Consider the following 23,671-nt stretch of genomic DNA (forward strand, 5'->3'; position numbering starts at 1 on the left):
TTATTTGTACGTAAGTAGTGGTCAGTGTGATACTCGTTTAATGAGTAGGTTGCTGACAAATTGACTGATAAAAACGAATACCAAGATGATCAAGGTCGCCATGATCGTGACATCGGTCTGGAATCGGTTGTACCCGCGGGTGATGGCTAAGTTGCCTAAACCACCAGCGCCAACAGCTCCTGCCATGGCGGTCAATCCGATCACATTGATCACAGTCAATGCAGAGACCCGAATGATTCCCGCCACGCCTTCTGGTAAATAGACCCGAAAAATGATACCGAAAGGACTGGTGCCCATCGCTTCAGCTGCTTCTACGACACCGGGGTCAACTTCTAGCAAGGCGATCTCGATCTGCCGAGCAAAGAAGGGGATGATCCCAGCAATCAGAGGAACCAATGCTGCTGTTTCGCCGATGGTCGTTCCAACAAGGAATCGGGTAAAGGTTCCTAGTAACGTCAATAAGATAATAAAGGGGATCGAGCGGACCACATTGATGACTTTATCGAGAAATTCAAAGAGCGGTCGATTTTCTAAAATCCCATTCGGTCGAGTTACTACCAAGACGATCCCTAACAAGATACCTAAGATGCCCGCAATCAAAGAGGTCCAAAAAACCATATACAAGGTTTGGATCGTTGCTGTCACAAATTCATCTTGGATCGCAACAACATTGGGAAAATATCTTTCTAATAAGGCAGCCATCTAAAATCCTCCTTTAATCACATTGTTTAATGGTTCTGCATGATTTTCTTTTAAAATATTGGTGTAAACTCCTTGAGCCTTCAAGTATTCTAAGGCATGTTTACGCTGATGGTATTCGCCAGATAAGCTAACGACTAAGCTGCCGATCGGCACTTCTTGCAAGATCTCCACGTTGCCGTAAAGAATATTGGTGGTCACTTTGTAGCGGCTGTACAATTGGGCGATCAGTGGTTCATTGGTTTGATCGCCAACGTAGGACAGCTCCACCAGCCATTCATTTGGTGCCAAGGAAGAAAACTTCGAACTGCCAAGGATCGTTTCTAAGGCCTGGTCGATGTGCGTCGCCGTTCGGATGAAATCTTTGGTCAATGGTTTTTCTGGTTGACTGAAAATCTGAACGCTTGAACCTTGCTCGATGACTTCGCCGTCTTCCATCACTGCCACTTTGTTGCAGATTTCTTTGACGACTTGCATCTCATGAGTAATGATCACGATAGTCAAGCCGAGGGTTCGATTTAATTTTTTCAACAAAGCCAATATCTGTAAGGTCGTTTTCGGATCAAGGGCGCTGGTTGCTTCATCACAAAGCAAGATCTCTGGATCATTCGCTAACGCTCTGGCAATCGCGACCCGCTGTTTTTGTCCTCCAGATAGTTGGCTAGGAAACGCTTGGGCTTTTTCTTCCAATCCCACCAATGCTAACAGCTCGGTTACTTTTTGATGACGTTCCTGTTTGGACCGTCCCCCATATTTTAAGGAGAAATCCACGTTATCAAAAACATTGCGGCTGTCCATCAAGTTGAAGTGCTGAAAGATCATTCCGATCGTTTTCCGTTTTTCTCGCAGGGCTTTCGCAGAAAGCGTGGTCAGCTCGGTACCATTGACGACGACGCTGCCGCTACTTGGGCGCTGCAATAAGTTGATCACACGGACGAGTGTACTTTTCCCGGCGCCTGAGTAGCCCACGATGCCGTAAACGTCCCCTTTGTCGATCTCGATCGATACGTTTTTGACCGCTTGGATCGCGGGTTTCTTTGGTTGATTGAATGTTACTGATATGTCTTTTAATGAAATCATCGTCTTCCCCCTAGTTCTTGTCTTTTTCAATAAAAAAAAGGCATCCTCAAACAAGTCACCTGTGACTTGTTTGAGGACGCCTTTTTGCGTGTTACCACCTCAGTTTAAGCTGCACTCACATACAGCTCCTTTTCGAGTACGATCATACTCTAGCCAGATAACGGTCGCTACCGTCGTCGCCTTGCAAACTACTGCTCGGAACGAATCACTCCTTGGCCATTTTCTAAAAGTCGTTTGATGCTTCTTTTCAGCTACCGAAGCTCTCTGTTGAAAAAACGTGCTTTTGTACTTACCAATTCTTCGTGTGTGGTGCTATTTGATTTTGGGTATAAAAAAAGTCCTTTTACCAGCGTTTGCTAGTAAAAGGACGAATACTCGTGTTACCACCTTTTGTTTAGAAGGTTTCCCTTCCCTCAACCCAACGTCTAGTCGTGCTAGAGATTGGTGCACTTTGTAACGATAGTGCGCATCCGTGATTGCCTACTTATCGACAATCAATCCTCCAAGGCCATTTTTCATCGCTTCTGACTTGACTCTTTCCACCAACCAGAGTCTCTCTTTGAAGTATCCGCGGTTACTTTCCTTCTCAACAGATTCATTATTCTTGTTGAAGAGTACTTTACTGGAAAATGAACGCCTTGTCAACAAAAAATCACAATTTTTTCATCTGAGGATTTGCCAAGACTTCCGCAAAGCGTCCTTGCCAGAATGGTTTACGCCTCAATTTTGATAGAGCATGCCTTTTTCTGCTAACTGTTGTTTGGCTTTTTCCAGAGCCGCAGGATCGGTGTAGCGCAACGTATGCAAGTGTACCCCATTGGTTAAATCTGAGAGCAAGCGGGCTTCTGCATGTTTGGTTTTGTTGATGAAATCAGTCACGTCTTGGTCTGTTTGAATCTGCAAATTGCCAGTGATCTCTCCATAGATCTCATGCTCAACGATGACATCGACCACTTCCACACCACAAGCAACAAAGATGCGCAATTCTTCTTCCGTTTGTTCAGGTCGATGCTGCACTGCTAGCTTACTTACATGTCCTGCCTCATCCAACAGCGCTTGCAGACGATAGCCGCGAGCCGTAGCCACAATCGCTTCACCAGCTGCTCGCAATAAGGCAATGTCTCCAACGATGATTTGACGGCTGACTCCGAGGGATTCTGCCAGTTTGCTGGCACTGATCGCTTTGTCCGCTTGCTTCAATGCCGCTAAAATGTTTTCTCGACGTGTTCCTCCATCCATACTCATTCCTCCAATTGATTCTCTTGATAGGTTTTTGAGTGGTTCATAATTGATTGAAACATAGCCAAAATCGTTTCTTCATAGGCTTGATTAGAAATCGCCTGCCGAATGTTTTCCAGCACTTTCTCTTCACGATTTTCATCTAATACTGGCAATTGACTGCTTTTCTTCAATTGTACGATTTCGTTGACCGTGCTCATACGTTTTTCCAAAAGATGCGTGAGTTGCCAATCAATGTCATCGATCGCTGCCCGCTGAACAGCCAAGGGATCTTGCTGGTTGTTTTCTTCTTCTAAGTCGATCGTCTTGATGACCCGTGCTGGATTTCCCGCCAGCACGACATTGTCGGGGAATGATTTGGTAACGACACTGCCAGCCCCCACCACGACATTGTTGCCTAAGCGGACCCCTGGCAAAATCGTGGCCGCGCCACCGATCCACGCGTTATCGCCAATCACGATCGGTGCCCCTAATTCTAAGCCGCTATTTCGTTTGACCGGATGTAATGGATGAGTCGCCGTAAACAACCGAACATTGGGTGCCAGCATACAGTTGTCACCAAAGGTAATTGGACAAACATCTAATAGCACACAGTCGTAGTTAGCATAGAAGTTTTTGCCGACAGAAATATTGTAGCCATAATCAAAGCGGACATTCGGTTCGATATAGATTCGACCAGTCACAGAGCCGAAAGTTTCTTTTAGTAACTGCTCTTTGATTTTTGTATCAGTTTCTTGGTTGATCAGGTTCATTTGTTCACGGGCATATTTTCGATCTGCCACCAATTCTGGATCTGGGGAAAAGTACAATTCGCCAGCAATCATTTTCTCTTTTTCGGTACGTTGTGTCATATCATAAACTCCTTCATTCAATTTTCTGGAAAAACGTTTCGGCTGCTGCGGTCAACATGCCATATTCATTCGGGATCGCCAATGGTTCCTTATTGATGACCAACACCTGCTGGCTGTAATCGACTAGCCCTGCAAAAGGATAGACTTGCAGCGAAGTCCCCACGACCACCGTCAGGTCGGCTTGAGCAACGGCTTGAATGGCTCCTTCAATGGTTTCATCAGTAAATCCTTCCCCGTAAAGCACGATCGCTGGCCGAATCTGACCACCGCACCCTGCATGGTGCCAATCTTGCAAATACGCTTGCCAAGGTACCGAATTGCCGCATTTTCGGCAATAACAGTTGTACAAGGAGCCGTGAAAATCGATTCTTTGGTGATTGCCTGCTTTTTCATGCAAGCCATCGATGTTTTGCGAAACGACCCAGACGGTTTTCTTCGCTTGCAGCTCAGCCATTTTTTGATGAATGATATTAGGCTGTGCTTGAGGATGGTAGAGGTGCTTGACGAATTGATAAAATGTTTCCGGTTCGTTTTCTAAACAGTCATGGCTTAACAAATACTCTGGCTGTGCCACTCCTTGATAGACCCCTTTTAAGGAACGGTAATCAGGAATGCCCGATGGGGTCGAAACACCAGCCCCCGTCAAAAAGGTCACGGATGATGCGGCGGTGACCGCTGCGATTGCTTGCTCAATAGATACCTTCATCGTTCTAACTTCCTTTATGGCTTTTCTCTTATTCTAACCGAAAAAGAACCGTTTTTGCGAAAAATCAACCATTTTCTTTTTTAAAAGCAACTAATGCTTTTTCGTGCGGAATTGCTTATAATAGATGCAACAAATGCAAGGAGAATGGGAAAACCAAATGAAAATTTTGATTATCGAAGACAACAATGAGATCAGCGAAATGTTGGCTACTATTTTAGCAGCTGACTATACTGTCCAGCAAGCCTATTCAGGCACGGAAGGTCTGCTACTTTTTCAGCAAGATGCTTTCGACTTGATTTTGCTAGATCGAATGCTCCCTGGTAAAGATGGGACACAAGTCTTGCAAGAGATTCGCCAAACCTCTACGGTACCCGTCATTATCTTGACTGCCTTAGATGAACCAGCTGATGTTTCCACCCTTTTGTTGGCGGGTGCCAATGATTACTTGACCAAACCCTTCAATGTCGAAGAATTAAAAGCCCGTATCATTGTTCAGTTGCGCACAAATAAACAAGCCCCTCCTGTTGCCAGCAGCCTCTCGTATAAAAACATTCAACTGTTGCCTGACTCGTTTCAGCTGCAACGAGGAGAAGCAACGGTTCAGTTGAAGAAAAAGGAGTTTGAAATTTTTTCCCTGCTCTTAGCCAACCCCAAAAAAGTTTATACGAAAGAAATGCTCTATGAAGCTGTTTGGCAAGAACCCTATTACGGCGAAGAAAACACGATCAATGTCCATATCAGCCATTTACGCAGCAAAATCAAAACACTCGATCCAGAGGAAGCGTATATCGATACTGTCTGGGGTATCGGCATCAAGTTAGCTTAAAAGGAGGAACCCCATGCATATACTTCAGTTTTTCGCTGCCTTGATCGTTGCTTTATTGATCGGTTACTGGCTATTTTTACTGTATGATCTGAAAAAGTACCACCAACAATTAGCAGGAATCAGCGAAATCGAAACAAATCAAGAGATCCATTTGCAGACCCGAGTGCCCGCTTTAAAAGCGATCGCCTTGTTAAACAATCAGATACTTAGAAAAAATAAGCAGCAGCACTATCAAATGCTGCAAGAAAACCAGCAATTGGAACAAGCCATTCAAAATATCTCTCACGACTTGCGCACACCTTTAACGGTCGCCAGCGGCTACACACAACTGCTGCAAGCCGATACGACCCTCAACAACCAACAGCTGCAGCTGTTGGAAAAAGTCAGCAGTAACCTAGAAAAAGTCGAAAATCATCTGGAACAGTTATTGACCTATCAGCGCCTCAAAGACAATCAACTGGCTTTGACCTTAGAAGAATTCGATCTTTCTCGTTTGCTGGAGGAGGAACTGCTCCAACTCTATCCTTCTTTTGAGGAAAACCATTTATCACTGACGGTTGCGATCCAACCCAATATCATGATCATTTCAGATAAAAAAAGTTGGCAGCGTATTTTTCAAAATGTCCTTGGTAATCTGCTGGAACATGGCAATGAAACGGGAACGATCCGCTTGAAACAACAAGGAGACCGCATCGTTTTCCAACAGGAAAATCAGCTGAGGACACCGATTCAGCACCCAGAAAAATTGACTCACCGCTTTTATACGGAAGACCTTTCACGGCACAAACAGCAAGCTGGACTTGGTCTGTATATCATCGCGGCATTGACTCATGCATTAGAGGGCAAGATTCAATTGGATACAACCGAAGAGACGTTTCGTTTGACTTTGGCTTGGCAGCAGTCTGCTAAGTCCCATTAAACACTGGCTACACGGACAAAAACGCCCAACAGTCTGACCTTTTGCGGTCGGTCCTGTTGGACGTTTTTCTTTTCTTTATAATTCTTGTCTCTTAAACACCAGATGTGCAGCCAAAAGACAAAGCAACAAACTAATCAGACTCCCAACAAAAATTGGTTGAACCATTTCCCACGTTTTGAAAGTGGTCATAGTCACCATCTCTAATCCGCCTTGGAAATCCAAGTATTCTAAGAATTTCCAGGTTGGCAAAGAAAAACGTGCAATCGCAAAGCCCATCGGAATAAAGATCGTCGCCAACACGCTGACTGCTGTATTTTTGGTCAAATACAACACCAACAAGGCAAAGGATGAGGTAGCCAATAAGATCAATACAAAGCCAGCGAAATAATACACTAAGTTTTCTAGCTGAGAGATGTCTTCAAAGCCGGTACCGCCAATGATCGTTCCAGCAACAAAGCTCACTAAGCAAATAGCCAAAATTTGCAAGACAAGTACCAACGCATACACCAAGAATTTTCCAAAGAGATAGGCGGGTTTAGAAACACCGACGGTAATGATATTCTTCATCGTCCCTTTCGTGTACTCACTCCCTAAAACTTGCATCACTAACGGCAGTGAATAATACAATAACATGGAAGACAGGCTGGTCTGGATCGCAAGAAAGCCCGTCATTTCGGCAAGGCTGCCTGTGGTTTGCGTACTATCTCCCAGGGTGACTCCCACGTCACCATTTGAAACAACCGCTAAAATCACCAACAATAAAATAATTCCTTCTGTGATCCAAAAACTTTTACTTTTAGATAAACGATACAAATCTGCTCGAATAAAATTCAACATCTTAATTTCCCCCTTCACTTGTCACTAACTCTTTGAAATACGACTCTAGGTTTTCCCCTTCAAAAGAAATCTGGTCGATAGCGATCCCTTCATAAACCAATTGACGGATTAGATCACGAATCAATACATTTTCTTGGTAGATGTGGATCTTGTGGTCACTGACAACTTTATATTCAGAAATCAGCTGACTGTCCAGTAAGCGGCTAGCTGTGGCTACATCATCGACTTCTAATTGAATAAACCGTTTCGCCATCAGATCGAATTCGTGTTTGGTCATCTCTTTGATCAGACGCGCCTCACTAATGACCCCAAAGCGTGTAGCCACTAAGTACAACTCTTCTAAAATATGGCTGGAGATCAAAATCGTCATGCCGCGTTCTTGATTCAATCGTAAAAGCAGCTCTCGAAATTCAACGATCGCGACAGGATCCAAGCCATTGATCGGTTCATCTAAAATTAGAAAATCTGGCTGATTCAACAAAGCAATCGCTAAGCCCAGTTTTTGTTTCATCCCTAAAGAAAAATCACGGTATTTCTTGTTGCCGACATTGGTCAAACCAACAAATGCCAGTGCCTTACTAACGGCATCAGGTTCCACCACCCCGCTGATTTTGCAATAATAGTTCAAATTTTGTTCTGCGGTCAATTGGTCGTAAGCGACTGGGGTCTCAATCACATTACCGACCCGTTTCAGCATCTGGATGTATGCTTTGCCGCCTTCAACACCAAACAACTGCAGACTGCCACTGGTGGGTTGGATCAACTGCACGATCGCTTTTAGTAAGGTCGTCTTCCCAGCACCATTTCTCCCTACCAATCCATAAATATCTCCTTTGGCGATCGTTAGATCGACATCATGCAGCGCCAGCTGTTTGCCGTAACGCTTGTTTAATCCTTTGATTTTAAGAACATTTTCCATTTCTACTTCCTCCTTGCTTGCTTCTGTGATCATTCTAGCAAGCAGATCTAAATCAGCTATTAACTAATTATTAATTGATTCTTAACTCGTAGTTTTTTGCAAAAAAACAACTTATTTCTATTATACACAGCTGAAAATGCACCTTTTGAAGAAAATCCCTCTTTGGCAGCAACCCCTCTAGCAATAAATATAGCAAACGATCATTTTGCTGCAGCTTTTGCTCTTTGTTTTTTGCCTCACAAAGAAAGAGATTCCTTCATGACAAGGAACAAAAAACGTGGTAAACTAGTCACGAATCAAAGTGAGGTGAAATACATTGGTAGCAGCTATTATTTATTGGGCAATGATCATTATCAGTTTCGGTTGGTTGGCAGTCAGCTTATATTTCTCTATCTTCTATTTAGCACGTAAAGAAAATGGCAATTTATGGGCATTCGGCTTTTTAAATGTCATCACAGCAATCATTCAAGCCATCGTCCTTGTGGTTTACCGTACCTTAGGACAAGATTGGGGCGTTACACAATACTCAAGCCTCATCTATCTAGCACTTGGCTTATTGCTTGGCTTGACAGTCATCCAAGCTGTTTTAGGCCGTGAACCAAAAGCGAAAGTCGCTTAAGGGTTCCAATAGACACTCGTAAAAACGATCCGCTTTCTCTTTGATAAAAATAGGGAAATGGTCGTTTTTTTGTTAAAAAGAATTGACATTTGGGTGCTTTTCTTCTAAACTCTGAGAAGAATCAAATTAAATACGAGTACCCTTTAACATTTAGGTAGAGGTCGCGAGGTTCATTAATCCTGCTGAGTGAAGCAACACGTTTACAGCAGAGCTAGGGAACATCGCCGAAACAAGATCGGTTTTGCTTGCATCGATTTTGTTGGGCCGCAAATGAACAATTTGCGGACTGTCTTAGCTTGTCTAAGTTGCGCTATGTTTTGTGAAAGGTTTGTCGACGATGACCTGTCAACAGCCGTTTTCCAATCATGGAGTACGGCTGTTTTTTTGCTTTTTCATCCTTACCTGCTTGTCCAACTCGTGAAAGGAAAGAGATAAAATGAAAAAAAATAATTGGATCTGGGCGGTCTTCGCCCTCTGTCTAACCCTCATTCAGCTGCCCCTAACCGTGCAAGCGGATGACCAAACGCCTGCGGAACAATTCCGTGTCGGTATGGAGGCAGGCTATGCCCCCTTCAACTGGACGCAAACGACGGACGCCAATGGTGCCGTGCCGATTTCCGGGGAAGAAGGCTCGGCGTTTGCCGGCGGTTACGATGTCCAGATCGCCAAACGAATCGCTGAAGGTTTAGGCAAGGAATTAGTGATCGTTAAAACCCAATGGGACGGTCTGCCGCCAGCATTACAGGCGGGGACTATCGATGCCGTCATCGCTGGTATGTCACCAACGGCCGAACGCCGCGAGCAAATTGATTTTACTGATCCTTACTATGAATCCGACTTGGTGGTCGTAGTACGTAAAGATGGGGCATTCGCCGATGCCAAAAGTCTCGCCGATCTTTCGGGGGCAAAAATCACTGCTCAGCTGAATACCTTCCATTATACGGTCATTGATCAAATCCCTGAGGTCCAAAAAGAACAAGCCATGCGGGACTTCTCCTCCATGCGCGTTGCTTTAGCTTCGGGCATCATTGACGGCTACGTCAGCGAACGACCAGAAGGCGTCACTGCCGTCGGAGCAAATCCTGATTTGAAGATGGTCGAGTTCGATGAAGGAGCAGGTTTTGAAACCAATCCAGAAGACGTCCAAGTAGCAGTCGGGATGCGCAAAGGCGATCCCGATGTTGAAAAAGTCAATGAGATCCTTGCAGGAATCTCTGAAGAAGAACGGGTTTCCCTGATGGATCAAGCAGTCTTAGATCAGCCTGCAGATGCCAGCGGAGAAACGGCGGATCAAGGTCTGATCGCTGATTTCAAAAAAATCATTGATGATTACGGCATGCTCTTTTTACGAGGCGCTGGCTTGACCTTATTCATCGCGATCCTTTCAACGATCATCGGATTGATCATCGGTCTTTTAGTCGGTATCTTCCGGACACTGCCGCTTTCAGAAAATCCAGTAGGACGTTTCTTCCAACGAATCGTCAACGGCCTGCTGACCATCTATATCGAAGTTTTCCGCGGTACCCCAATGATGGTTCAGGCAATGGTTATTTTCTACGGAACGGCTCTAGCCTTTGGTGTCTCCATGAATCGCACGCTGGCAGCTGTGCTGATCGTTTCTATCAATACGGGTGCCTACATGTCTGAAATCGTTCGTGGAGGGATTTTTGCTGTAGATGACGGCCAATTTGAAGCAGCTCAAGCCATCGGAATGACCCATTGGCAAACCATGATCAAAGTCGTGTTGCCGCAAGTAATGCGCAATATTTTACCAGCTACCGGAAATGAGATCATTATCAATATCAAAGATACTGCCGTCTTAAGTGTCATCAGTGTTGCGGACCTCTTCTTCCAAGGTACATCAGCCGCTGGAACGAACTTCCAATACTTCCAAACATTTGCGATCATCGGTGTGATCTACTTAGTCTTGACCATCAGTGCCACCCAGATCTTGCGCTTTGTTGAACGCAAAATGGATGGTCCCAGTGCGTATGTCAAATTAGAAGACATCAACCCGAACGAATAAGGAGGCAGAACATGTCAGCAATCATTGAAATTGACCATTTAAAAAAGAGTTTTGGCGACAACGAAGTCTTAAAAGACATCAGTTTGTCTGTTAATAAAGGAGAAGTTGTCACGATCATCGGTTCTTCTGGTTCAGGAAAATCCACACTTCTTCGCTGCATCAACTTGTTAGAAAAACCTACCAGTGGGCAAATCATCTACTTAGGTGAAAATGTGCTGGAAAAAGGCTACGACTTGCCGAAATACCGTACGCATCTAGGAATGGTTTTCCAATCCTTTAACCTATTCAACAATATGAATGTATTAGAAAACTGCGTGACGGGACAAGTCACTGTTTTGAAACGTGATCGCAAAGAAGCAGAAGCGACTGCCAAAGAAAATCTGGAGCAAGTCGGTATGGCTCAATATGCCAACGCCAAGCCTTCCCAGCTTTCAGGCGGACAAAAACAACGGGTAGCCATTGCCCGTGCCTTATCGATGAATCCCGATGTCATGTTGTTTGATGAGCCGACTTCTGCACTGGATCCAGAAATGGTCGGTGAAGTGTTGAAAACCATGAATACGTTAGCTCATACTGGCTTGACGATGGTGATCGTTACCCACGAAATGGGCTTTGCCAAAGAAGTATCTGATCGGGTCATCTTTATGGATCAAGGTGTCATTGCCGAACAAGGGACACCTGAAGATATCTTTATTCATCCAAAAGAACAGCGCACCAAAGAATTCCTTTCCCGTGTGTTGAATTAATTTTCTGTCTTGAAACACTTAGCGGTCTTCTTCCGAGCTTTTTCGTCCTTTTTCAGTACGCTTGGAAGAATTTAATGCTAAGTGTTTTTTTATTCTCTAAACAACAATTGTCAGAATTTATCAAAAAATCACAAAAAACCATTGCTATTTGTTAGAAACTTTGTTATTTTTTTTAAAACTAAGGAATTATAGGAGCTTTCATTTATGGAAAAAAAGTTACAGTTTAAGGATTATATGTATGTTGGATCAATGCTTTTTGGTCTTTTCTTTGGTGCGGGAAATCTGATTTTCCCAGTCCACATGGGACAAGAAGCCGGTGCGAATGTCGGCTTGGCCAATCTTGGCTTTTTAGTAACAGGGATCGGCTTACCGTTTTTAGGGGTGATCGCCATTGGGGTTTCCCAGAGCAGCGGTGTTTTTGAATTAGCTTCTCGAATCAATCGCCGCTACGCACTTATTTTTACGATTTTGCTTTATTTAGTGATCGGGCCGTTCTTTGCTTTGCCCCGTTTGGCTACCACTTCTTATGAGATCGGGATCGCTCCCCATGTTTCATCTGACATGCAAACTTGGTTATTGGCGTTGTTTTCTGCCCTCTTCTTTGGCGCTGCCTGGTGGTTTTCTCGTAAACCAAGCAAAATCTTAGATTATGTAGGGAAATTTTTGAATCCATTATTTCTGGTCTTACTAGGCGTTTTGCTGTTTTTTGCTTTTTGGCAACCTCTAGGAACCATCAGCGATGCGCCGATCTATCCTAGCTATCAAAGCGATGCTTTCTTTACTGGTTTCACCAACGGCTACAATACCCTTGATGCGCTGGCATCTTTAGCCTTCGGGATCATCATCGTCTCGACGATTCGCAATATGGGGGTTGAAAAACCTACGACGGTCGCAAAAGACACGATCCTTTCTGGTTCTGTCAGCATCGTGTTGATGGGGATCATCTATACCTTACTTTCTTATATGGGAACCAAAAGTCTAGGGCAATTTCCTATCAGCGAAAACGGGGGGATCGCTTTGGCACAAATCGCCAACCACTACCTTGGCACTGTTGGCAGTCTGCTGTTGACTTTGATCGTTATCTCCGCTTGTTTAAAAACTGCCATTGGTTTGATCACGGCTTTTTCCGAAACCTTTGCTGGATTGTTTCCCAAGCAAAGCTACGGGTTCTTTATCGCTTTGACAAGTATCTTGCCAGCGATCTTCGCCAATGTCGGCTTGACCAATATCATCGAGTTTTCTATTCCAGTCTTGATGTTTATCTATCCACTGGCGATCACGTTGATTTTGTTGGCGATCATCAGTCCCTTGTTTCATCATCGTGCCAGTGTCTACCGAATGACGACATACTTCACGTTGATCGCTGCAATCATCGACGGCTTAAATGCAAGTCCCGCACTGATTACCAACAACGCTTTCGTGCAAGGAATCTTGTCTTTTGCGTCAGATTATCTGCCCTTCTTCCAAATCGGGATGGGGTGGGTCGTACCGGCTGCGATCGGATTTTTGATCGGTTTGCTATGGTCGTGGTTCAAAAAAGACCCTGTTTCAGCCTAAATTAGTTAAAAAGATGAAAATAACCTACCTTTTTTTAAAGGGTAGGCTATTTTTTTGATTAAAAAGACTGACAGTTTCGTAAAAAAAAGATACAATAGAGCCACAAAGGAGGATACCTATGTTTTATGAAGAACTTATGATGGACCCGCAAACATTAATTAAATTTAAAATATTCCGGCGTATGCTGACTCTGCAAAACCCTAGCCACCCAATCGCACAATTGGCAAAGGAAATGGAGTTAAGCTACCAACAAGCTTTTATAGAGTTGACTGAGATCGACCAAGATCTAACTGAGTTAACTCCGGATCATATGTCGATACTCGGTCGTGGCGGTAAATTACAGCCTCAGAATATCGCGGTAACGATCGATGAATACCGCTTCTATTTATTGAATAAAAGCGTTCCGTTCTTATATGTTCTTTACATGCTGAATGAAGACCATCCTACGATCACGGATTTTTGTGCAAAATACGATGTCAGTCGTTCAACGGTGTCTCGCAAATTTGAACATCTAAAAAAACATTTGAAGCAATTTCAGCTTCGCTTTACGTACACTGAATCAAACTTGGTGGGCGATGAGCGTCTTGTGCGGCTCTCCCTATTCAATATCATTTGGTTAGGTACTCGTGGAATAGAATGGCCATTTGCGATCGCTGAGAGTGAGACAGAAAAAATGGTGGATCGATTCACGGAGTACTTCCCAATGACTCATTCTTATCTTGGCCGATTAGAGTTGAAGTATTTCGCCGCCTTGATTCTTTTACGAATCAAAAAAGGAAATTTTGCCAAATACGACAAGCGGTACAATTTCCTAATGAAAAATAATCCATATTTCGATTTTGAGCGTTTGACACAAGTCGTTGATCCTGAAGTTTCAATGACAGACAAACAATTAAAAGGCGAATCAGGGTTTATTTACTTGATGGCGCAAATCTTCCCATTCTATTTGAGTCCTGAAGAAGAAGCGTTGCAACAAACCTTGCAATTCTTTTCAAGCAAACAAAACCCAGTTTATCCATTAGTCGCAGACTTGTTAGCAGAGATGAAAGCAACCTTCTTTGCTTCACAACCTGGCCTGTTAGATGAGCCATTGGTCGTGGGTAATTTAATCAATGTGACTTTCGGCAACTACGTTTTCCGTCAGCCGTTTCCAAATATCTATCGCTTGCTGACGCCATCGATCAATCGCGGGTCTGCTGAAGAGCAGCTGCAGCAAAAAATCGATGAATTCTTAACGAGTTATCGTGAAGAATCCGCGGTGGACTATATCAACGATGAAAACCAAGAGCAGATGGCAACGATGTATACCCACGCCCTGCTACCGTTTTATGATCAAATCCGTTATTCGAATCGTTTACGGGTAGGGGTTGCGTTAGAAGACAATTTCTTAGTCGTTCAAGGATTGAATCAATTCTTACATGACTTGACCTTCGTAGCAGCAGAACCTTATGATCTAAACCAGCAAGAAAACTATGATGTCATCGTTAGTTCCAATCAGTTGATGAAAAAACTCAAACCAGAAAAAATGAGTTATATTTGGGATTATGCGGCAGATGATCGGCAATACATTGATTTGTATCGTACCTTGAAAAACCGTTTTGATGAAAAGAACCTTTCTCTGTAATCAAACCGTTACGGTTTCTTAAGAACTTCCGAAAAGATTTGTCACAAAATATTCATATTTATCTCGTATACTCTATGTATACCAACAAACAACCCTAACTAACACTTTTTCATTTTTAACTCCTTCCCGTCGGCCACCCACCGACGGGTCTTTTTTTGCTTCTTTTCGCAGCCAGCAAACTTAAACACTTTCCAATCTTTTCTCCACAAAAAATTCATATTTGAACAGTATAGTATACATAACCCAACAAACAACCCTAACTAACACTTTTCATTTTTACTCCTTGCCTGTCAGCTACCCACTGACAGGCTCCTTTTTTTCTTACGGGGTTTGCCGTATACTAAAGGCAGGAGGTGTCCTATGACAAAAGCCATTACGACAGTTGACCAATACATTGCAACAGCTCCAGCAGAACGACAAGCGATTTTAAGAAAGGTCCGTCAAACCATCAAAGCCGTTTTACCTGAAGCGGTTGAAAAAATCAGTTATCAAATGCCTACCTATCATCAGGGAGAAAATATCGTGCATTTTGCCTGCGCCAAACAGCATCTTGGCTTTTATCCCACGCCTTCTGCGATCACGGCCTTCACAGAAGACCTACAACCCTACAAAACCAGTAAAGGGGCGGTTCAGTTTCCTTTTGCACAGCCGATCCCTTACGAACTGATCGCTGTGATGACCGCTTGGCGACTCGCAGAAGTCAAAAACAAGCACGCTTAACCAGCAATAAAAAAACCGCTGTGTCTAATGACGCAGCGGTTTTTTTGCTATGCACAGGCTTGTCTACAAGCCAGGTTTTGTATTCAAGGTGCTAACTTTCAGCACATGATGCAGGGGAATAATCCGCAGCTGCTGACGGTCGCTTTGTAATTTCAAGACAACTTGTTCTTTTGCTACCGTTTTGCCGACGATCCAGCCGGTAACGGTTTCAAAACCACCCAATTTCTCTGTTTTTACTTGCAGCACGACCAGGTGCTTGGCAGCGGCTGCCTCTTGCAGCGTTCGCTGGATTTCTTTGACTTTTTCAGACTGATTCTTCTTGTCAGCATCATCACTGAAAAAGGTATCCAGCAACGTTGTGGATGTCATCACAATGAGTTTGCCCAATTGTTTGATGGGCGATGGTTTCTTTTCCATTGGACATTCCTTTCTGCGCGTTGCAGCAGTTTATAAAAACCACACATACGTTCGCATTTCCATGGTTCTATTTTAGCAAATTTTTGGTAAAATACAAGCGAACACGCCTTATTTTTCAGAAGAAATAACCTCTAGCCAAAAAGGAATTCCTTCTTGTAGCAGTTGATAGGTCTCTTCGAAATCTCCTGTATAATAAGGATCTGGTACTTCCGCGGTTTCTTTGCCAGGAACAACACTCAAATACGAACGAATCTTTGCGGTGGTATCGGCAGGTGCCAGCGCTTGAAGTGTTTCAACATTACTTTGATCCATACCGATGATCCAGTCAAATTTGGCAAAGTCTGCTTCTGTGATCTGCCGTGAAATGAGTCCCTCGCTGGATAAGCCTGCTTGACGCAATCTTTTTTTGGTTCCGGGATGAGCAGAATGTCCGACTTCCCATGAGCTGGTCGCTGCCGAATCGATCTGCCAATCCAATTTGCGTTTTGTTATTTCTGCTTTATAAATAGCTTCTGCCATGGGGGAACGGCAAATATTACCTAAACAAACAAATAAAACTTTCGTCATCGCTCACTGCTCCTCTTTTTCATAGATTTGGTGGCCAAAAAATTCCACATCCTTCGCCAAACGAAACAATTGCGTTGCAATCTCTAAGGGGGTCTCTGGAAAGTCGTTGTGAATCCAATTTTCCAAAATGCCTCCGCAGCCGTAGGAAAAGAACCGGCTATAAAATAGAATGTCTTGTTTCGTCAATTGCTGCTCTTGATCGACCTCCAAGAACAAGCGCTGAAAAAGCGGTTCTGTGATCTGTAGAAATCCGTTCATTAAGATTTCGCGGTCATAAGCCAGTGATTTGCGGTAAAAGGCCGGCGCTTGTTTCATTGCTTTCAGCATGCGCAAGGCGGCTTCTTCCCAGTTATCAAGGGAGACATCTTCTGTCGTCAAAAAAATCAGGGCATCTTGCCGATAGATCCATTGGATCAAAGCTTTTTTATCAGGAAAATGGTAGTAAAACGTCTGCCGATTGACTTGCGCCTTTTCGGCGATCTCCTGTACGCTGATTTTATTCACTTCTTTGGTCTCACAAAGGGTGATCAATGTCTGGCCAATCACAGCCTTCGTTTGTTTCCCATCCATCATAGGGCACCTCTTTTTCTTCTCTTTCTATCATACCAAATTTTCCTGCAAAAAAAAATCCTATCAAATGGTCCTTTTTCACAGACCTTCCCCGAAACCTTCATCAGAGCAATAGATTCCTGGGCGCTTTTTAAATAGGACAGGTTTCTACAAAAAACGCCTGCCTCCATTTGAGGCAGACGTTGCTTTCGATAGTTAAACGGCGGGTTGCTCATTGTGCCATTTTGGTTTGAAACTGTTCTCTTCGAATCACACTGACTTTTTCAGTGAAATTGGCCCAGTCGATGGGTCTAGGTGGTGCCAGCCATAAGATATGGTCGATCCCCAATGCACCATAAAAGGGTAAGTTTGAAAGAATCAGATGCGTATGATCATCTGGGTAACTTTGGAATTGGACATTTAAATCGAGGATTTTTTCGATATTCTTTTGAATCATCTGATTGTAGGAATCGCCAAATGAAAAGTCCACGCAGACATACAAGGGAACCAAAATCTCTTTTAGCGGAATCGTGGAAATCAACAGAATCAGGTACCTGAAAAACAAAAACTCTTTATTGTTCCATAAGATCGGCCGGTTGCGGCTTTCTTCCAGATAGTTACGGCAAAAGGCAGCATATTCTGGATAGGTTTCAAGAAAATACGTCACATCCATATATTGGTATTCATAGCGAGAACTAAAGGAAAACGACAAGAGCTGATAATGGATCGTTGTCGTTTCAGCATGAAGAAGTGCCAACGTGTCCGCGGTTAAGGAAAACTGCTGTTGGACGGCTTGAATAAAATGCTCGTTTAATTGTTGGATATAGGTTTGTTCTTGATCGATGTAGCTATTGTTGTCGATCAGCCAGCCCTCAACGATCAAAAAGCGCAAAATATCTCGAGCTTCACGCTCTAGCACTTCTTGATCGGTGATCGTCAAAATCTCCTGCAGCCAGCGTTTCAATTCCTCAATGATCACGAGATGTTTGGGCAAGACTAAATCATTTTCCACGCTGTTTTGCAGGTAATGACCATTCGTCATCCGTGCCAAAACGATTCCTAGATAATGTTTCTTGCGAATCCGCATGCGAGCAGACTGTTCTGGTTTAAGCCAGGTGCTTTCATTAAAACGATCAAAGGTCTTTTCTTTTTCTAGGATTTCTTTTGGAAAAGGCGAATGATTCAGATAGTATTCCTTCATAAAAAAGAGAAAAATAAATTCCCTGATCTCACTTTCCTCCCCAACCAGCTGAAATTCTTTCGTCACTTCAATATCATATTCTTTCAAGATCAGTTTGAACTGTTTAAATTCTTTATAGACGGGATTATGGCTTAAATAGTGATTGGTGGCAAATTCGTATAAAGAAGACAATTGCTCAAAAAAACATTCTTTCAACATGAAAAATTTCAACGCTTGATCCAAATAATAGGTCAGCAGTGTATCGGAAGTTGCCAGCCCCGAGGCATTCAGTTTAATGACCGTCCCATCGGTCACGATCTCAAATTCCTCGTTCAATCCGAGTTCATAAAAATCAAGATTCAATTCTTGAACGGTTTTGTTGATCAAAAATTCTGACATGGTCAATTGATCCATCAATGTTTCCTTCGTTTCCGAAAGAGCGACTGCGTTTTCCAAATATTGCAGCATCACCAATTTTCGTTTGTCCGCCTTATTCAAAAATGTCACAAACATGCGTTTTCAAGCCTCCATTGTTTTTTTGGCCATAAAGGACGTTTCCTGAAAATAAGTAGCACAAGCTGGCAAGATAAGAAGGCTTATCATCGCCATCACCATCTGTATTATTTCCTGGCAGTGCTAGATCGACGTTCAAACGATCCGGTGCAAAGACATCCTCCAGCATGACTCGTTGGGCAAAATGTTTTTGCTTTTCCAAAAAACTGCTTTCTGACAGTGAGGATCGCTCCGGCTCTTTTTTCGGAACGGTTTCTGGTTCAGGCGCGGGTTGTTCTTTGGATTCTTCCATTTCAGTTGGCGGTTCCTCCACTTTTTCTGGTATTTCTTCTGGTGGGTCCGTGGGGACGATTTCTTCTGAGGGGTCCAGCGGATTATAAATGGTCGCAAAAACGACTTGTTCTGTAACAAGATCGATCATTCCGATAATCATGCACGCACCAATGACAAAGCCAAATCTGCGTTTCATTTTATTCACCCTCCTTATCATCAGCGCATCTTCTGATGATGTTTCTACGACGCTGAACGGTCCAACAACTTATGGGCGCCCAGCAGACATCCACTAATTATAAATAAATTAACAAATAAAAGAAACCAATTTTTCATTGATTGTTGTTTCCATACCGTTTCTTGTTTTTCAACCATCACTTTTGCTGCTTTCGGCGTGCTGATTGTCGCCGCTGGTTTTTGTGGATGATCGGCAGTTGCCTGCTCAACAGGAATTGCTGTCAGCACGTACCCTTCTTCTGTTCGAGTAGGCGTAGGACAAGTGATCAAGGTCAATTTTGGTGTCTGTTCTTCCTCTAGCACCGACAAGTCCGACTCGTCTACGATTTTTTTATCCGTGATGATATACTGTTGACTCTCCTCGAGATAGGTCACTGATACTTCCATCCCCACCTGTGCTTCTAGCAATTGACCAAATAACAAACTTTGTCTCCCAAGATGATGCCCTAAAACGACAAAATTGCTATTTTTCAACGAACGTTCGGGAAACATCACGACGCCGCCTCTCAGCAGCTGTTGATTCGTTAGTCCCACCAACAGCGGCTGCTGGAAATCGATCGCCTCGATTGCGACAAAGCCGTACCCAGTGATCGTTGTCGGCTGAGGCGCCATTACATCTGACAGAGCTGGCATTTGGATCGTTTCTTCTTCTGGGATCGTTGCCGGCAGCTGGGTGGCTATCGTCAATTGCGTGGTGCGTAATTGCCAACTGACGATGCTTTCTTTTAGAAAAGGCAGTGCCAGCAAAAGAATACCTACGATGATCAACCCATCGATCAAGCATTTCTCAAGGTGCTCACGCTTCATCCGTTTCATTTTTTTTCTTTCGTCGGTACCATAAAAGCAGCAGCAAGGCGAGTAGTAGCAACAGTCCGCCGATCAAGAAGTAAAGCCATGTGTAATCTGTTTCGATCGTCACATCCTTCTTATTAAGATCACGTGCGACCTCTCCCGTCACTGTAAATTCTTTTTCGAAGGTCCATTTATAGAGATAGCTTTCTTCTTCGCCTTCTTCATTTTCAATTTTGTATTGCCCTTCATCGCTTTTTCCACCATAGGCAACGGAAGTCAACACGTAGGTCCCTGCTTCTAAACGTTGTCCTTCTAAAGAGATTGGGTACGAGAAGTTGGAATTAGGTGCCATTTGCATTCGTGAGGTATCCGAAGAATACAAGACGTCGCTATCACCTTTTTTCTTCACTTCATTGATCAGGCGTAATGAATTCAAGTAAGCTGCTTCAGGATTTTGAAGAGTGACATTGATAGTATTTCGGGCGTTGACTTGACCTGGTCCAACATCCAGCAGTTTTAGATCCGGTGAAACTTCTGTTGTGTTTTGACGCAGTAAAATCGCAACGACATAGGCATACTCATTCTTGATAGCTAACCCTTGCTCTTCTTCACTGTCAGCAGTATCGGTTTCCTCTGTCGTCTCTTTTAAGGTCAATCCGCCTGCGATAACCCCTTCAAAGGATTCTGAAGGCATGGTGATCTTTAAGGGCAAGGTGATTTGGGATTGTTTGGGGATCGTGATCTCTTCATCCACTTCAATCAAATCAGCCATATCATAAGGCAAGGTTTCGTCCGCTTCGATGTCGTTTTCGCCATATTCCACGACTCCGTTTAAGTTTGTGGTAGCTGAAGCGATCACTGGTGCGATGACGACCTCTTGATCGGTGTCATTACGCAATTGAACTTCAACGGTTTGTACCGTACCCGGCGCCATTTTCAAGTCAAAGTACGTTTTTTCTTTATCGATTTGATTTTCTGGAATTACGGGATTGACGGCAAAGTTAAATTCAGAAGCGGTTCCTATCGTTGGTACAAAAAAGAAAATACTTGCGAATAGGAGCGCCAAAAGCTGGTTGATTTTTTTCATGATGGATGTCCCTTCTTTCTATGTATTCTCCTTAAACCACGAAAGGGTTCAAGGAGAAAGCTGGTACTTATGGGTTTGTTGGTGTGTCTGTCAGTAACCAAGTAAACGTGGTGTTGTATTGGCTGGCATATTTTGTCGTTGAGCCTGGAACTTCCAACTCAATGCTATCCATAGCTGCAGCTAAACTATCGCCCCAGCTCATTAGATAGGTCCCTGCCCCTTCGCCATCTTGGGCACTCATCACTAAGGATTGAGCACCATTTGGATTCAATGTGATCGTTGAACTTACATTTGATGGTTTTGGTGACAAGGAAGGTGTTACTACAGTTCCCTTCGTCAAACGAATTTGCGCGGCGGTCAATTCTTGATCTTCTGCTGTTTTGAACTGACCATTTTGGCGAACATTCAATGTCCAACCGCTCTCTGTTCCCCGATTGTCTGTCACTTGGACAAAATTTGGTCCTTCTTGATTCACATTTGCTGAATCTACGTATTTTTGGGTTTCCGCATGGTAGATCTCTGTTTTTGAGGTGATTTTTTGCGTACCAAAGTAAAGGCTTGAAGCAAAATCAATCGATAACGGTCCGTTGGTTCCTGGATTTGGTCCATCTGGGTCCGTTGGGTCAACTGGTTTGATCGGATTTTCTGGATCTGGGTCTGTTGGACTGATTGGATTGGTTGGGTCTGTATTTGGTTCAAAAGTGATCTGTCCGTTTGAATTGTATTCTGCGCTGTCCGCTGCTTGTGCCAGCGCAGGAGCAGCGAAGCTTAGCCCTAATACTGAGAGAAATGCTAGTGTTTTTTTCATGTCTATACTCCTTATCCTTCCGTTCCTGGTGTATCTGATAATACCCAAGTTAGTGTAGTCGTGTAGCTAACGGCATCTTTTGGTGTGCTGCCGGGTACAGAAAGTGCGACCGCTTTGGTAACATCTGCTTGTACTTCTTGGCCATCCTTATCTATTTCAGTGACCGTCTCAACGCTTCCCCAAGCGTTGACCCATGTTCCAGCACCCGTTTGATTTGCTGCGGTCATCACCACTGATTCAGCACCTGCTGCATCCAATATGATCGTCGCTTCTGCCACTGGAGCAGTAACGCCGATCGCATTTGATTTAACGGCAGGACTTGTTAGGGTAATGACAGAACCAGTCAATTCTTGATTCAACGTCGATTCGTTTTTGAATTGACCATTTTGCTTCACAGACAACCGCCAACCAGCATTACTACCGCGATTATCCGTTACTTGAACATAATTGGCAGTTTTTAATGTAGAAACTGTGTCATCGTCATTCAAATACCCTTGTGCTCGTGCATAATAGACTTCGTTTTTATTGGAGATTTTATTGACACCAAAATCTAAGCTAGAGGCATAATCGATCGATAATGGTCCATTCGTTCCAGGGTTTGGTCCATCTGGATCGGTTGGATCCACAGGATTGACTGGGTTTTCTGGATCTGGATTTTCTGGATTGACTGGGTTCGTCGGATCGGTATTTGGAATAAAATCAACCGCCCCATTTGAGGTGTAAGAAGCCGCTTCAGCTGCTGAAACCTCAGTTGCTGCACTCGCTGCTGCCAATACGGCAAGACTTAAAAAGACCCATGCTGTTTTTTTCATTTCTATTTGACACTCCTTTATCTGTTTTACTGAAAATCAGTGATTTTAATTGCTTTCAGGGACATTCTTTAAATTCCAAGTCAATGTCGTCCGATACTCTTTGGCTAATTTTACGGAACTGCCTGGTACATTTAATTTTACTGCCGTTGACCCTTCCGTTGCATCGTTCCCAAACTTGTAGATCCAAGTGCCCATTCCTTTTCCGACAGGTGCGTTGACCAATGTGATTTCACTATCGGGTACAAAGGTATGACTTGCCGTAACCGTTGGTGCATACTGCATATCGGTGACCGAAGTTGCTGCACCTGAGGCGATCGATAATGAAGCCCCGACTAGTTCTTCGTCATCAGCCGTTTTGAATTGTCCGTTTTGCACAACGCTCAATGACCAGCCTTCTTGCGTTCCTCGTTTATCTGTTACTTGCACATAGTTTGGTCCAGCAGCGCCAGCTGTGAACTCTTGCAGCTGTGCGTAATAATCTTTTGTTTCGGAAGTGATCAGTTGGTTGCCAAATTGAAAACTTGAAGCAAAATCGATCGATAATGGTCCAGCTGTTCCAGGGTTTGGTCCATCTGGATCGGTTGGATCGACGGGATCCACTGGTTTTTCTGGATCGGTCGGATCAACTGGATTGGTTGGATTCGGGTCCGCTTCAAAAGTGATTGCTCCATTTGAGGTGTATTCAGCGACATTAACGGTTGTTGGTAACAGAGCAGTGCTCATCAATAGAATGCCTGCCGTCAAGAAAAGTTTTTTCATTTTTTGTTCTCCTTTTGATTAAAATGATTCCTGCTGCCAACAAAACGACAAGACCACTGCTTTGATAGCTATTAAAGTGATCCGACCCTGTTGCCGGCAGAATGTTGTTGCCTTTTTGATTTACTTGTTTATTCCCTGGCTGTTCTTTTACGGGCTCTTCTGGCTCCTCAACTGGTTCTTCATAGACACCGAAAAAGGAAGTAATGCCATTGCTGTCATAGGCACCTGCTTCGGCTGCTGAAACGAGCTGAGGAAACATTAATAGACAGCCAGCAATAATACCGATCATGATTTTTTTCATTTATTTTCCTG

At 43.7% G+C, this 23,671-nt stretch carries 26 protein-coding genes, 1 riboswitch and 1 other annotated feature; of the genes, 8 read left to right on the forward strand and 18 right to left on the reverse strand.

Annotated elements, in window-relative coordinates; all coding sequences use genetic code 11:
* Positions 1 to 21 precede the first annotated feature (21 nt).
* The 5 genes from IGJ05_RS09300 to IGJ05_RS09320 all read right to left on the reverse strand — a co-directional run bounded on the left by IGJ05_RS09300 (position 22) and on the right by IGJ05_RS09320 (position 4,575).
* Complete coding sequence (locus tag IGJ05_RS09300; protein ID WP_010748680.1) at positions 22 to 702, reverse strand: methionine ABC transporter permease; 681 nt, start codon at positions 700 to 702, stop codon at positions 22 to 24.
* A complete protein-coding gene (locus IGJ05_RS09305; protein ID WP_010748679.1) occupies positions 703 to 1,779 on the reverse strand; it encodes a methionine ABC transporter ATP-binding protein in 1,077 nt (358 codons plus the stop codon).
* 360 nt (positions 1,780 to 2,139) lie between these two features.
* Positions 2,140 to 2,378: a binding site (T-box leader), on the reverse strand.
* A 121-nt stretch (positions 2,379 to 2,499) separates the two neighbouring features.
* Positions 2,500 to 3,024 (reverse strand): transcription repressor NadR, encoded by a 525-nt coding sequence (locus IGJ05_RS09310; protein ID WP_005227206.1) that lies wholly within the window; start codon positions 3,022 to 3,024, stop codon positions 2,500 to 2,502.
* Entirely contained in the window at positions 3,021 to 3,869 is an 849-nt protein-coding gene (locus IGJ05_RS09315; RefSeq protein ID WP_005227205.1) for a chorismate mutase, read from the reverse strand. The genes IGJ05_RS09310 and IGJ05_RS09315 overlap by 4 nt, the downstream gene beginning before the upstream one ends.
* A 13-nt stretch (positions 3,870 to 3,882) precedes the next feature.
* The gene (locus IGJ05_RS09320; RefSeq protein WP_081116171.1) at positions 3,883 to 4,575 is read right to left on the reverse strand and encodes an NAD-dependent protein deacylase; all 693 of its coding nucleotides are present in this window, start codon (positions 4,573 to 4,575) and stop codon (positions 3,883 to 3,885) included.
* Positions 4,576 to 4,732: 157 nt separating this feature from the next.
* Between IGJ05_RS09320 and IGJ05_RS09325 the strand changes: the two genes are divergently transcribed.
* Together IGJ05_RS09325 and IGJ05_RS09330 are read left to right on the forward strand one after the other, a co-directional pair.
* On the forward strand, positions 4,733 to 5,401 hold the full coding sequence (locus IGJ05_RS09325; protein ID WP_015508850.1) for a response regulator transcription factor: 669 nt from the start codon (positions 4,733 to 4,735) through the stop codon (positions 5,399 to 5,401).
* Between the two features lie 13 nt (positions 5,402 to 5,414).
* Positions 5,415 to 6,320: a sensor histidine kinase gene (locus IGJ05_RS09330; RefSeq protein WP_266166172.1), complete on the forward strand. Its 906-nt coding sequence runs from the start codon at positions 5,415 to 5,417 to the stop codon at positions 6,318 to 6,320.
* A 75-nt stretch (positions 6,321 to 6,395) separates the two neighbouring features.
* On the opposite strand, the gene IGJ05_RS09335 is transcribed toward IGJ05_RS09330, so the two are convergent.
* Positions 6,396 to 7,157 carry an ABC transporter permease gene (locus tag IGJ05_RS09335; RefSeq protein ID WP_010748673.1) on the reverse strand — a complete coding sequence of 254 codons (762 nt, stop codon included), beginning with the start codon at positions 7,155 to 7,157 and terminating at the stop codon, positions 6,396 to 6,398.
* 1 nt (position 7,158) lies between these two features.
* A complete protein-coding gene (locus IGJ05_RS09340; protein WP_266166173.1) occupies positions 7,159 to 8,076 on the reverse strand; it encodes an ABC transporter ATP-binding protein in 918 nt (305 codons plus the stop codon).
* A 316-nt stretch (positions 8,077 to 8,392) separates the two neighbouring features.
* On the opposite strand from IGJ05_RS09340, the gene IGJ05_RS09345 reads away from it, so the two are divergent.
* The 6 genes from IGJ05_RS09345 (at position 8,393) to IGJ05_RS09370 (ending at position 15,368) form a co-directional block, all read left to right on the forward strand.
* Positions 8,393 to 8,695, forward strand: a complete 303-nt coding sequence (locus IGJ05_RS09345) for a hypothetical protein (RefSeq protein ID WP_005227198.1) — start codon at positions 8,393 to 8,395, stop codon at positions 8,693 to 8,695.
* A gap of 147 nt (positions 8,696 to 8,842) precedes the next feature.
* Positions 8,843 to 9,016: riboswitch (Lysine riboswitch) on the forward strand.
* A gap of 115 nt (positions 9,017 to 9,131) precedes the next feature.
* Positions 9,132 to 10,721 (forward strand): ABC transporter permease subunit, encoded by a 1,590-nt coding sequence (locus IGJ05_RS09350; RefSeq protein WP_016609561.1) that lies wholly within the window; start codon positions 9,132 to 9,134, stop codon positions 10,719 to 10,721.
* Positions 10,722 to 10,732: 11 nt separating this feature from the next.
* Complete coding sequence (locus IGJ05_RS09355; protein ID WP_005227196.1) at positions 10,733 to 11,467, forward strand: amino acid ABC transporter ATP-binding protein; 735 nt, start codon at positions 10,733 to 10,735, stop codon at positions 11,465 to 11,467.
* Between the two features lie 204 nt (positions 11,468 to 11,671).
* Complete coding sequence (gene brnQ / locus IGJ05_RS09360; RefSeq protein ID WP_081116168.1) at positions 11,672 to 13,024, forward strand: branched-chain amino acid transport system II carrier protein; 1,353 nt, start codon at positions 11,672 to 11,674, stop codon at positions 13,022 to 13,024.
* Positions 13,025 to 13,142: 118 nt separating this feature from the next.
* Positions 13,143 to 14,648, forward strand: coding sequence for a helix-turn-helix domain-containing protein (locus IGJ05_RS09365; RefSeq protein WP_005227194.1), 1,506 nt, complete (start codon positions 13,143 to 13,145; stop codon positions 14,646 to 14,648).
* Between the two features lie 360 nt (positions 14,649 to 15,008).
* The gene (locus IGJ05_RS09370) at positions 15,009 to 15,368 is read left to right on the forward strand and encodes an iron chaperone (RefSeq protein ID WP_010748669.1); all 360 of its coding nucleotides are present in this window, start codon (positions 15,009 to 15,011) and stop codon (positions 15,366 to 15,368) included.
* Between the two features lie 63 nt (positions 15,369 to 15,431).
* Here IGJ05_RS09370 and IGJ05_RS09375 read toward each other — a convergent pair whose 3' ends face one another.
* From IGJ05_RS09375 to IGJ05_RS09425, 11 genes are all read right to left on the reverse strand, one after another.
* Positions 15,432 to 15,785 (reverse strand): hypothetical protein, encoded by a 354-nt coding sequence (locus IGJ05_RS09375; protein ID WP_005227192.1) that lies wholly within the window; start codon positions 15,783 to 15,785, stop codon positions 15,432 to 15,434.
* Between the two features lie 108 nt (positions 15,786 to 15,893).
* Positions 15,894 to 16,352: a low molecular weight protein-tyrosine-phosphatase gene (locus tag IGJ05_RS09380; protein ID WP_010748668.1), complete on the reverse strand. Its 459-nt coding sequence runs from the start codon at positions 16,350 to 16,352 to the stop codon at positions 15,894 to 15,896.
* A gap of 3 nt (positions 16,353 to 16,355) precedes the next feature.
* Positions 16,356 to 16,925: a TetR/AcrR family transcriptional regulator gene (locus IGJ05_RS09385; RefSeq protein WP_005227190.1), complete on the reverse strand. Its 570-nt coding sequence runs from the start codon at positions 16,923 to 16,925 to the stop codon at positions 16,356 to 16,358.
* A 208-nt stretch (positions 16,926 to 17,133) separates the two neighbouring features.
* Positions 17,134 to 18,594 (reverse strand): helix-turn-helix domain-containing protein, encoded by a 1,461-nt coding sequence (locus tag IGJ05_RS09390; protein ID WP_266166174.1) that lies wholly within the window; start codon positions 18,592 to 18,594, stop codon positions 17,134 to 17,136.
* Positions 18,572 to 19,063, reverse strand: a complete 492-nt coding sequence (locus IGJ05_RS09395; protein WP_015508844.1) for a hypothetical protein — start codon at positions 19,061 to 19,063, stop codon at positions 18,572 to 18,574. The genes IGJ05_RS09390 and IGJ05_RS09395 overlap by 23 nt, the downstream gene beginning before the upstream one ends.
* Before the next feature lie 44 nt (positions 19,064 to 19,107).
* On the reverse strand, positions 19,108 to 19,908 hold the full coding sequence (locus IGJ05_RS09400; protein ID WP_438725222.1) for a class A sortase: 801 nt from the start codon (positions 19,906 to 19,908) through the stop codon (positions 19,108 to 19,110).
* Positions 19,898 to 20,980 carry a DUF916 and DUF3324 domain-containing protein gene (locus IGJ05_RS09405; RefSeq protein ID WP_015508842.1) on the reverse strand — a complete coding sequence of 361 codons (1,083 nt, stop codon included), beginning with the start codon at positions 20,978 to 20,980 and terminating at the stop codon, positions 19,898 to 19,900. Before IGJ05_RS09405 ends, IGJ05_RS09400 begins: the two co-directional genes overlap by 11 nt.
* Before the next feature lie 67 nt (positions 20,981 to 21,047).
* Entirely contained in the window at positions 21,048 to 21,788 is a 741-nt protein-coding gene (locus tag IGJ05_RS09410) for a WxL domain-containing protein (protein WP_010748661.1), read from the reverse strand.
* Positions 21,789 to 21,799: 11 nt separating this feature from the next.
* A complete protein-coding gene (locus IGJ05_RS09415; RefSeq protein WP_010748660.1) occupies positions 21,800 to 22,600 on the reverse strand; it encodes a WxL domain-containing protein in 801 nt (266 codons plus the stop codon).
* Positions 22,601 to 22,645: 45 nt separating this feature from the next.
* Positions 22,646 to 23,323, reverse strand: coding sequence for a WxL domain-containing protein (locus IGJ05_RS09420; RefSeq protein WP_266166292.1), 678 nt, complete (start codon positions 23,321 to 23,323; stop codon positions 22,646 to 22,648).
* Complete coding sequence (locus tag IGJ05_RS09425; RefSeq protein ID WP_010748658.1) at positions 23,292 to 23,660, reverse strand: LPXTG cell wall anchor domain-containing protein; 369 nt, start codon at positions 23,658 to 23,660, stop codon at positions 23,292 to 23,294. The genes IGJ05_RS09420 and IGJ05_RS09425 overlap by 32 nt, the downstream gene beginning before the upstream one ends.
* Between the last annotated feature and the right edge of the window lie 11 nt (positions 23,661 to 23,671).

It is taken from the genome of Enterococcus sp. AZ167, assembly GCF_051714025.1.
GTDB classification, from domain to species: Bacteria; Bacillota; Bacilli; order Lactobacillales; family Enterococcaceae; genus Enterococcus_D; species Enterococcus_D casseliflavus.

Coding starts and splice junctions, on each gene's coding strand:
- IGJ05_RS09405 (WP_015508842.1), bottom strand. CDS start 20,980: ATGAAAAAAATCAACCAGCTTTTGGCGCTCCTATTCGCAAGTATTTTC.
- IGJ05_RS09325 (WP_015508850.1), top strand. CDS start 4,733: ATGAAAATTTTGATTATCGAAGACAACAATGAGATCAGCGAAATGTTG.
- brnQ (WP_081116168.1), top strand. CDS start 11,672: ATGGAAAAAAAGTTACAGTTTAAGGATTATATGTATGTTGGATCAATG.
- IGJ05_RS09320 (WP_081116171.1), bottom strand. CDS start 4,575: ATGAAGGTATCTATTGAGCAAGCAATCGCAGCGGTCACCGCCGCATCA.
- IGJ05_RS09410 (WP_010748661.1), bottom strand. CDS start 21,788: ATGAAAAAAACACTAGCATTTCTCTCAGTATTAGGGCTAAGCTTCGCT.
- IGJ05_RS09380 (WP_010748668.1), bottom strand. CDS start 16,352: ATGACGAAAGTTTTATTTGTTTGTTTAGGTAATATTTGCCGTTCCCCC.
- IGJ05_RS09330 (WP_266166172.1), top strand. CDS start 5,415: ATGCATATACTTCAGTTTTTCGCTGCCTTGATCGTTGCTTTATTGATC.
- IGJ05_RS09350 (WP_016609561.1), top strand. CDS start 9,132: ATGAAAAAAAATAATTGGATCTGGGCGGTCTTCGCCCTCTGTCTAACC.
- IGJ05_RS09355 (WP_005227196.1), top strand. CDS start 10,733: ATGTCAGCAATCATTGAAATTGACCATTTAAAAAAGAGTTTTGGCGAC.
- IGJ05_RS09305 (WP_010748679.1), bottom strand. CDS start 1,779: ATGATTTCATTAAAAGACATATCAGTAACATTCAATCAACCAAAGAAA.
- IGJ05_RS09310 (WP_005227206.1), bottom strand. CDS start 3,024: ATGAGTATGGATGGAGGAACACGTCGAGAAAACATTTTAGCGGCATTG.
- IGJ05_RS09335 (WP_010748673.1), bottom strand. CDS start 7,157: ATGTTGAATTTTATTCGAGCAGATTTGTATCGTTTATCTAAAAGTAAA.
- IGJ05_RS09315 (WP_005227205.1), bottom strand. CDS start 3,869: ATGACACAACGTACCGAAAAAGAGAAAATGATTGCTGGCGAATTGTAC.
- IGJ05_RS09420 (WP_266166292.1), bottom strand. CDS start 23,323: ATGAGCACTGCTCTGTTACCAACAACCGTTAATGTCGCTGAATACACC.
- IGJ05_RS09375 (WP_005227192.1), bottom strand. CDS start 15,785: ATGGAAAAGAAACCATCGCCCATCAAACAATTGGGCAAACTCATTGTG.
- IGJ05_RS09415 (WP_010748660.1), bottom strand. CDS start 22,600: ATGAAAAAAACAGCATGGGTCTTTTTAAGTCTTGCCGTATTGGCAGCA.
- IGJ05_RS09300 (WP_010748680.1), bottom strand. CDS start 702: ATGGCTGCCTTATTAGAAAGATATTTTCCCAATGTTGTTGCGATCCAA.
- IGJ05_RS09395 (WP_015508844.1), bottom strand. CDS start 19,063: ATGAAACGCAGATTTGGCTTTGTCATTGGTGCGTGCATGATTATCGGA.
- IGJ05_RS09425 (WP_010748658.1), bottom strand. CDS start 23,660: ATGAAAAAAATCATGATCGGTATTATTGCTGGCTGTCTATTAATGTTT.
- IGJ05_RS09400 (WP_438725222.1), bottom strand. CDS start 19,908: ATGAAGCGTGAGCACCTTGAGAAATGCTTGATCGATGGGTTGATCATC.
- IGJ05_RS09340 (WP_266166173.1), bottom strand. CDS start 8,076: ATGGAAAATGTTCTTAAAATCAAAGGATTAAACAAGCGTTACGGCAAA.
- IGJ05_RS09365 (WP_005227194.1), top strand. CDS start 13,143: ATGTTTTATGAAGAACTTATGATGGACCCGCAAACATTAATTAAATTT.
- IGJ05_RS09385 (WP_005227190.1), bottom strand. CDS start 16,925: ATGATGGATGGGAAACAAACGAAGGCTGTGATTGGCCAGACATTGATC.
- IGJ05_RS09370 (WP_010748669.1), top strand. CDS start 15,009: ATGACAAAAGCCATTACGACAGTTGACCAATACATTGCAACAGCTCCA.
- IGJ05_RS09390 (WP_266166174.1), bottom strand. CDS start 18,594: ATGTTTGTGACATTTTTGAATAAGGCGGACAAACGAAAATTGGTGATG.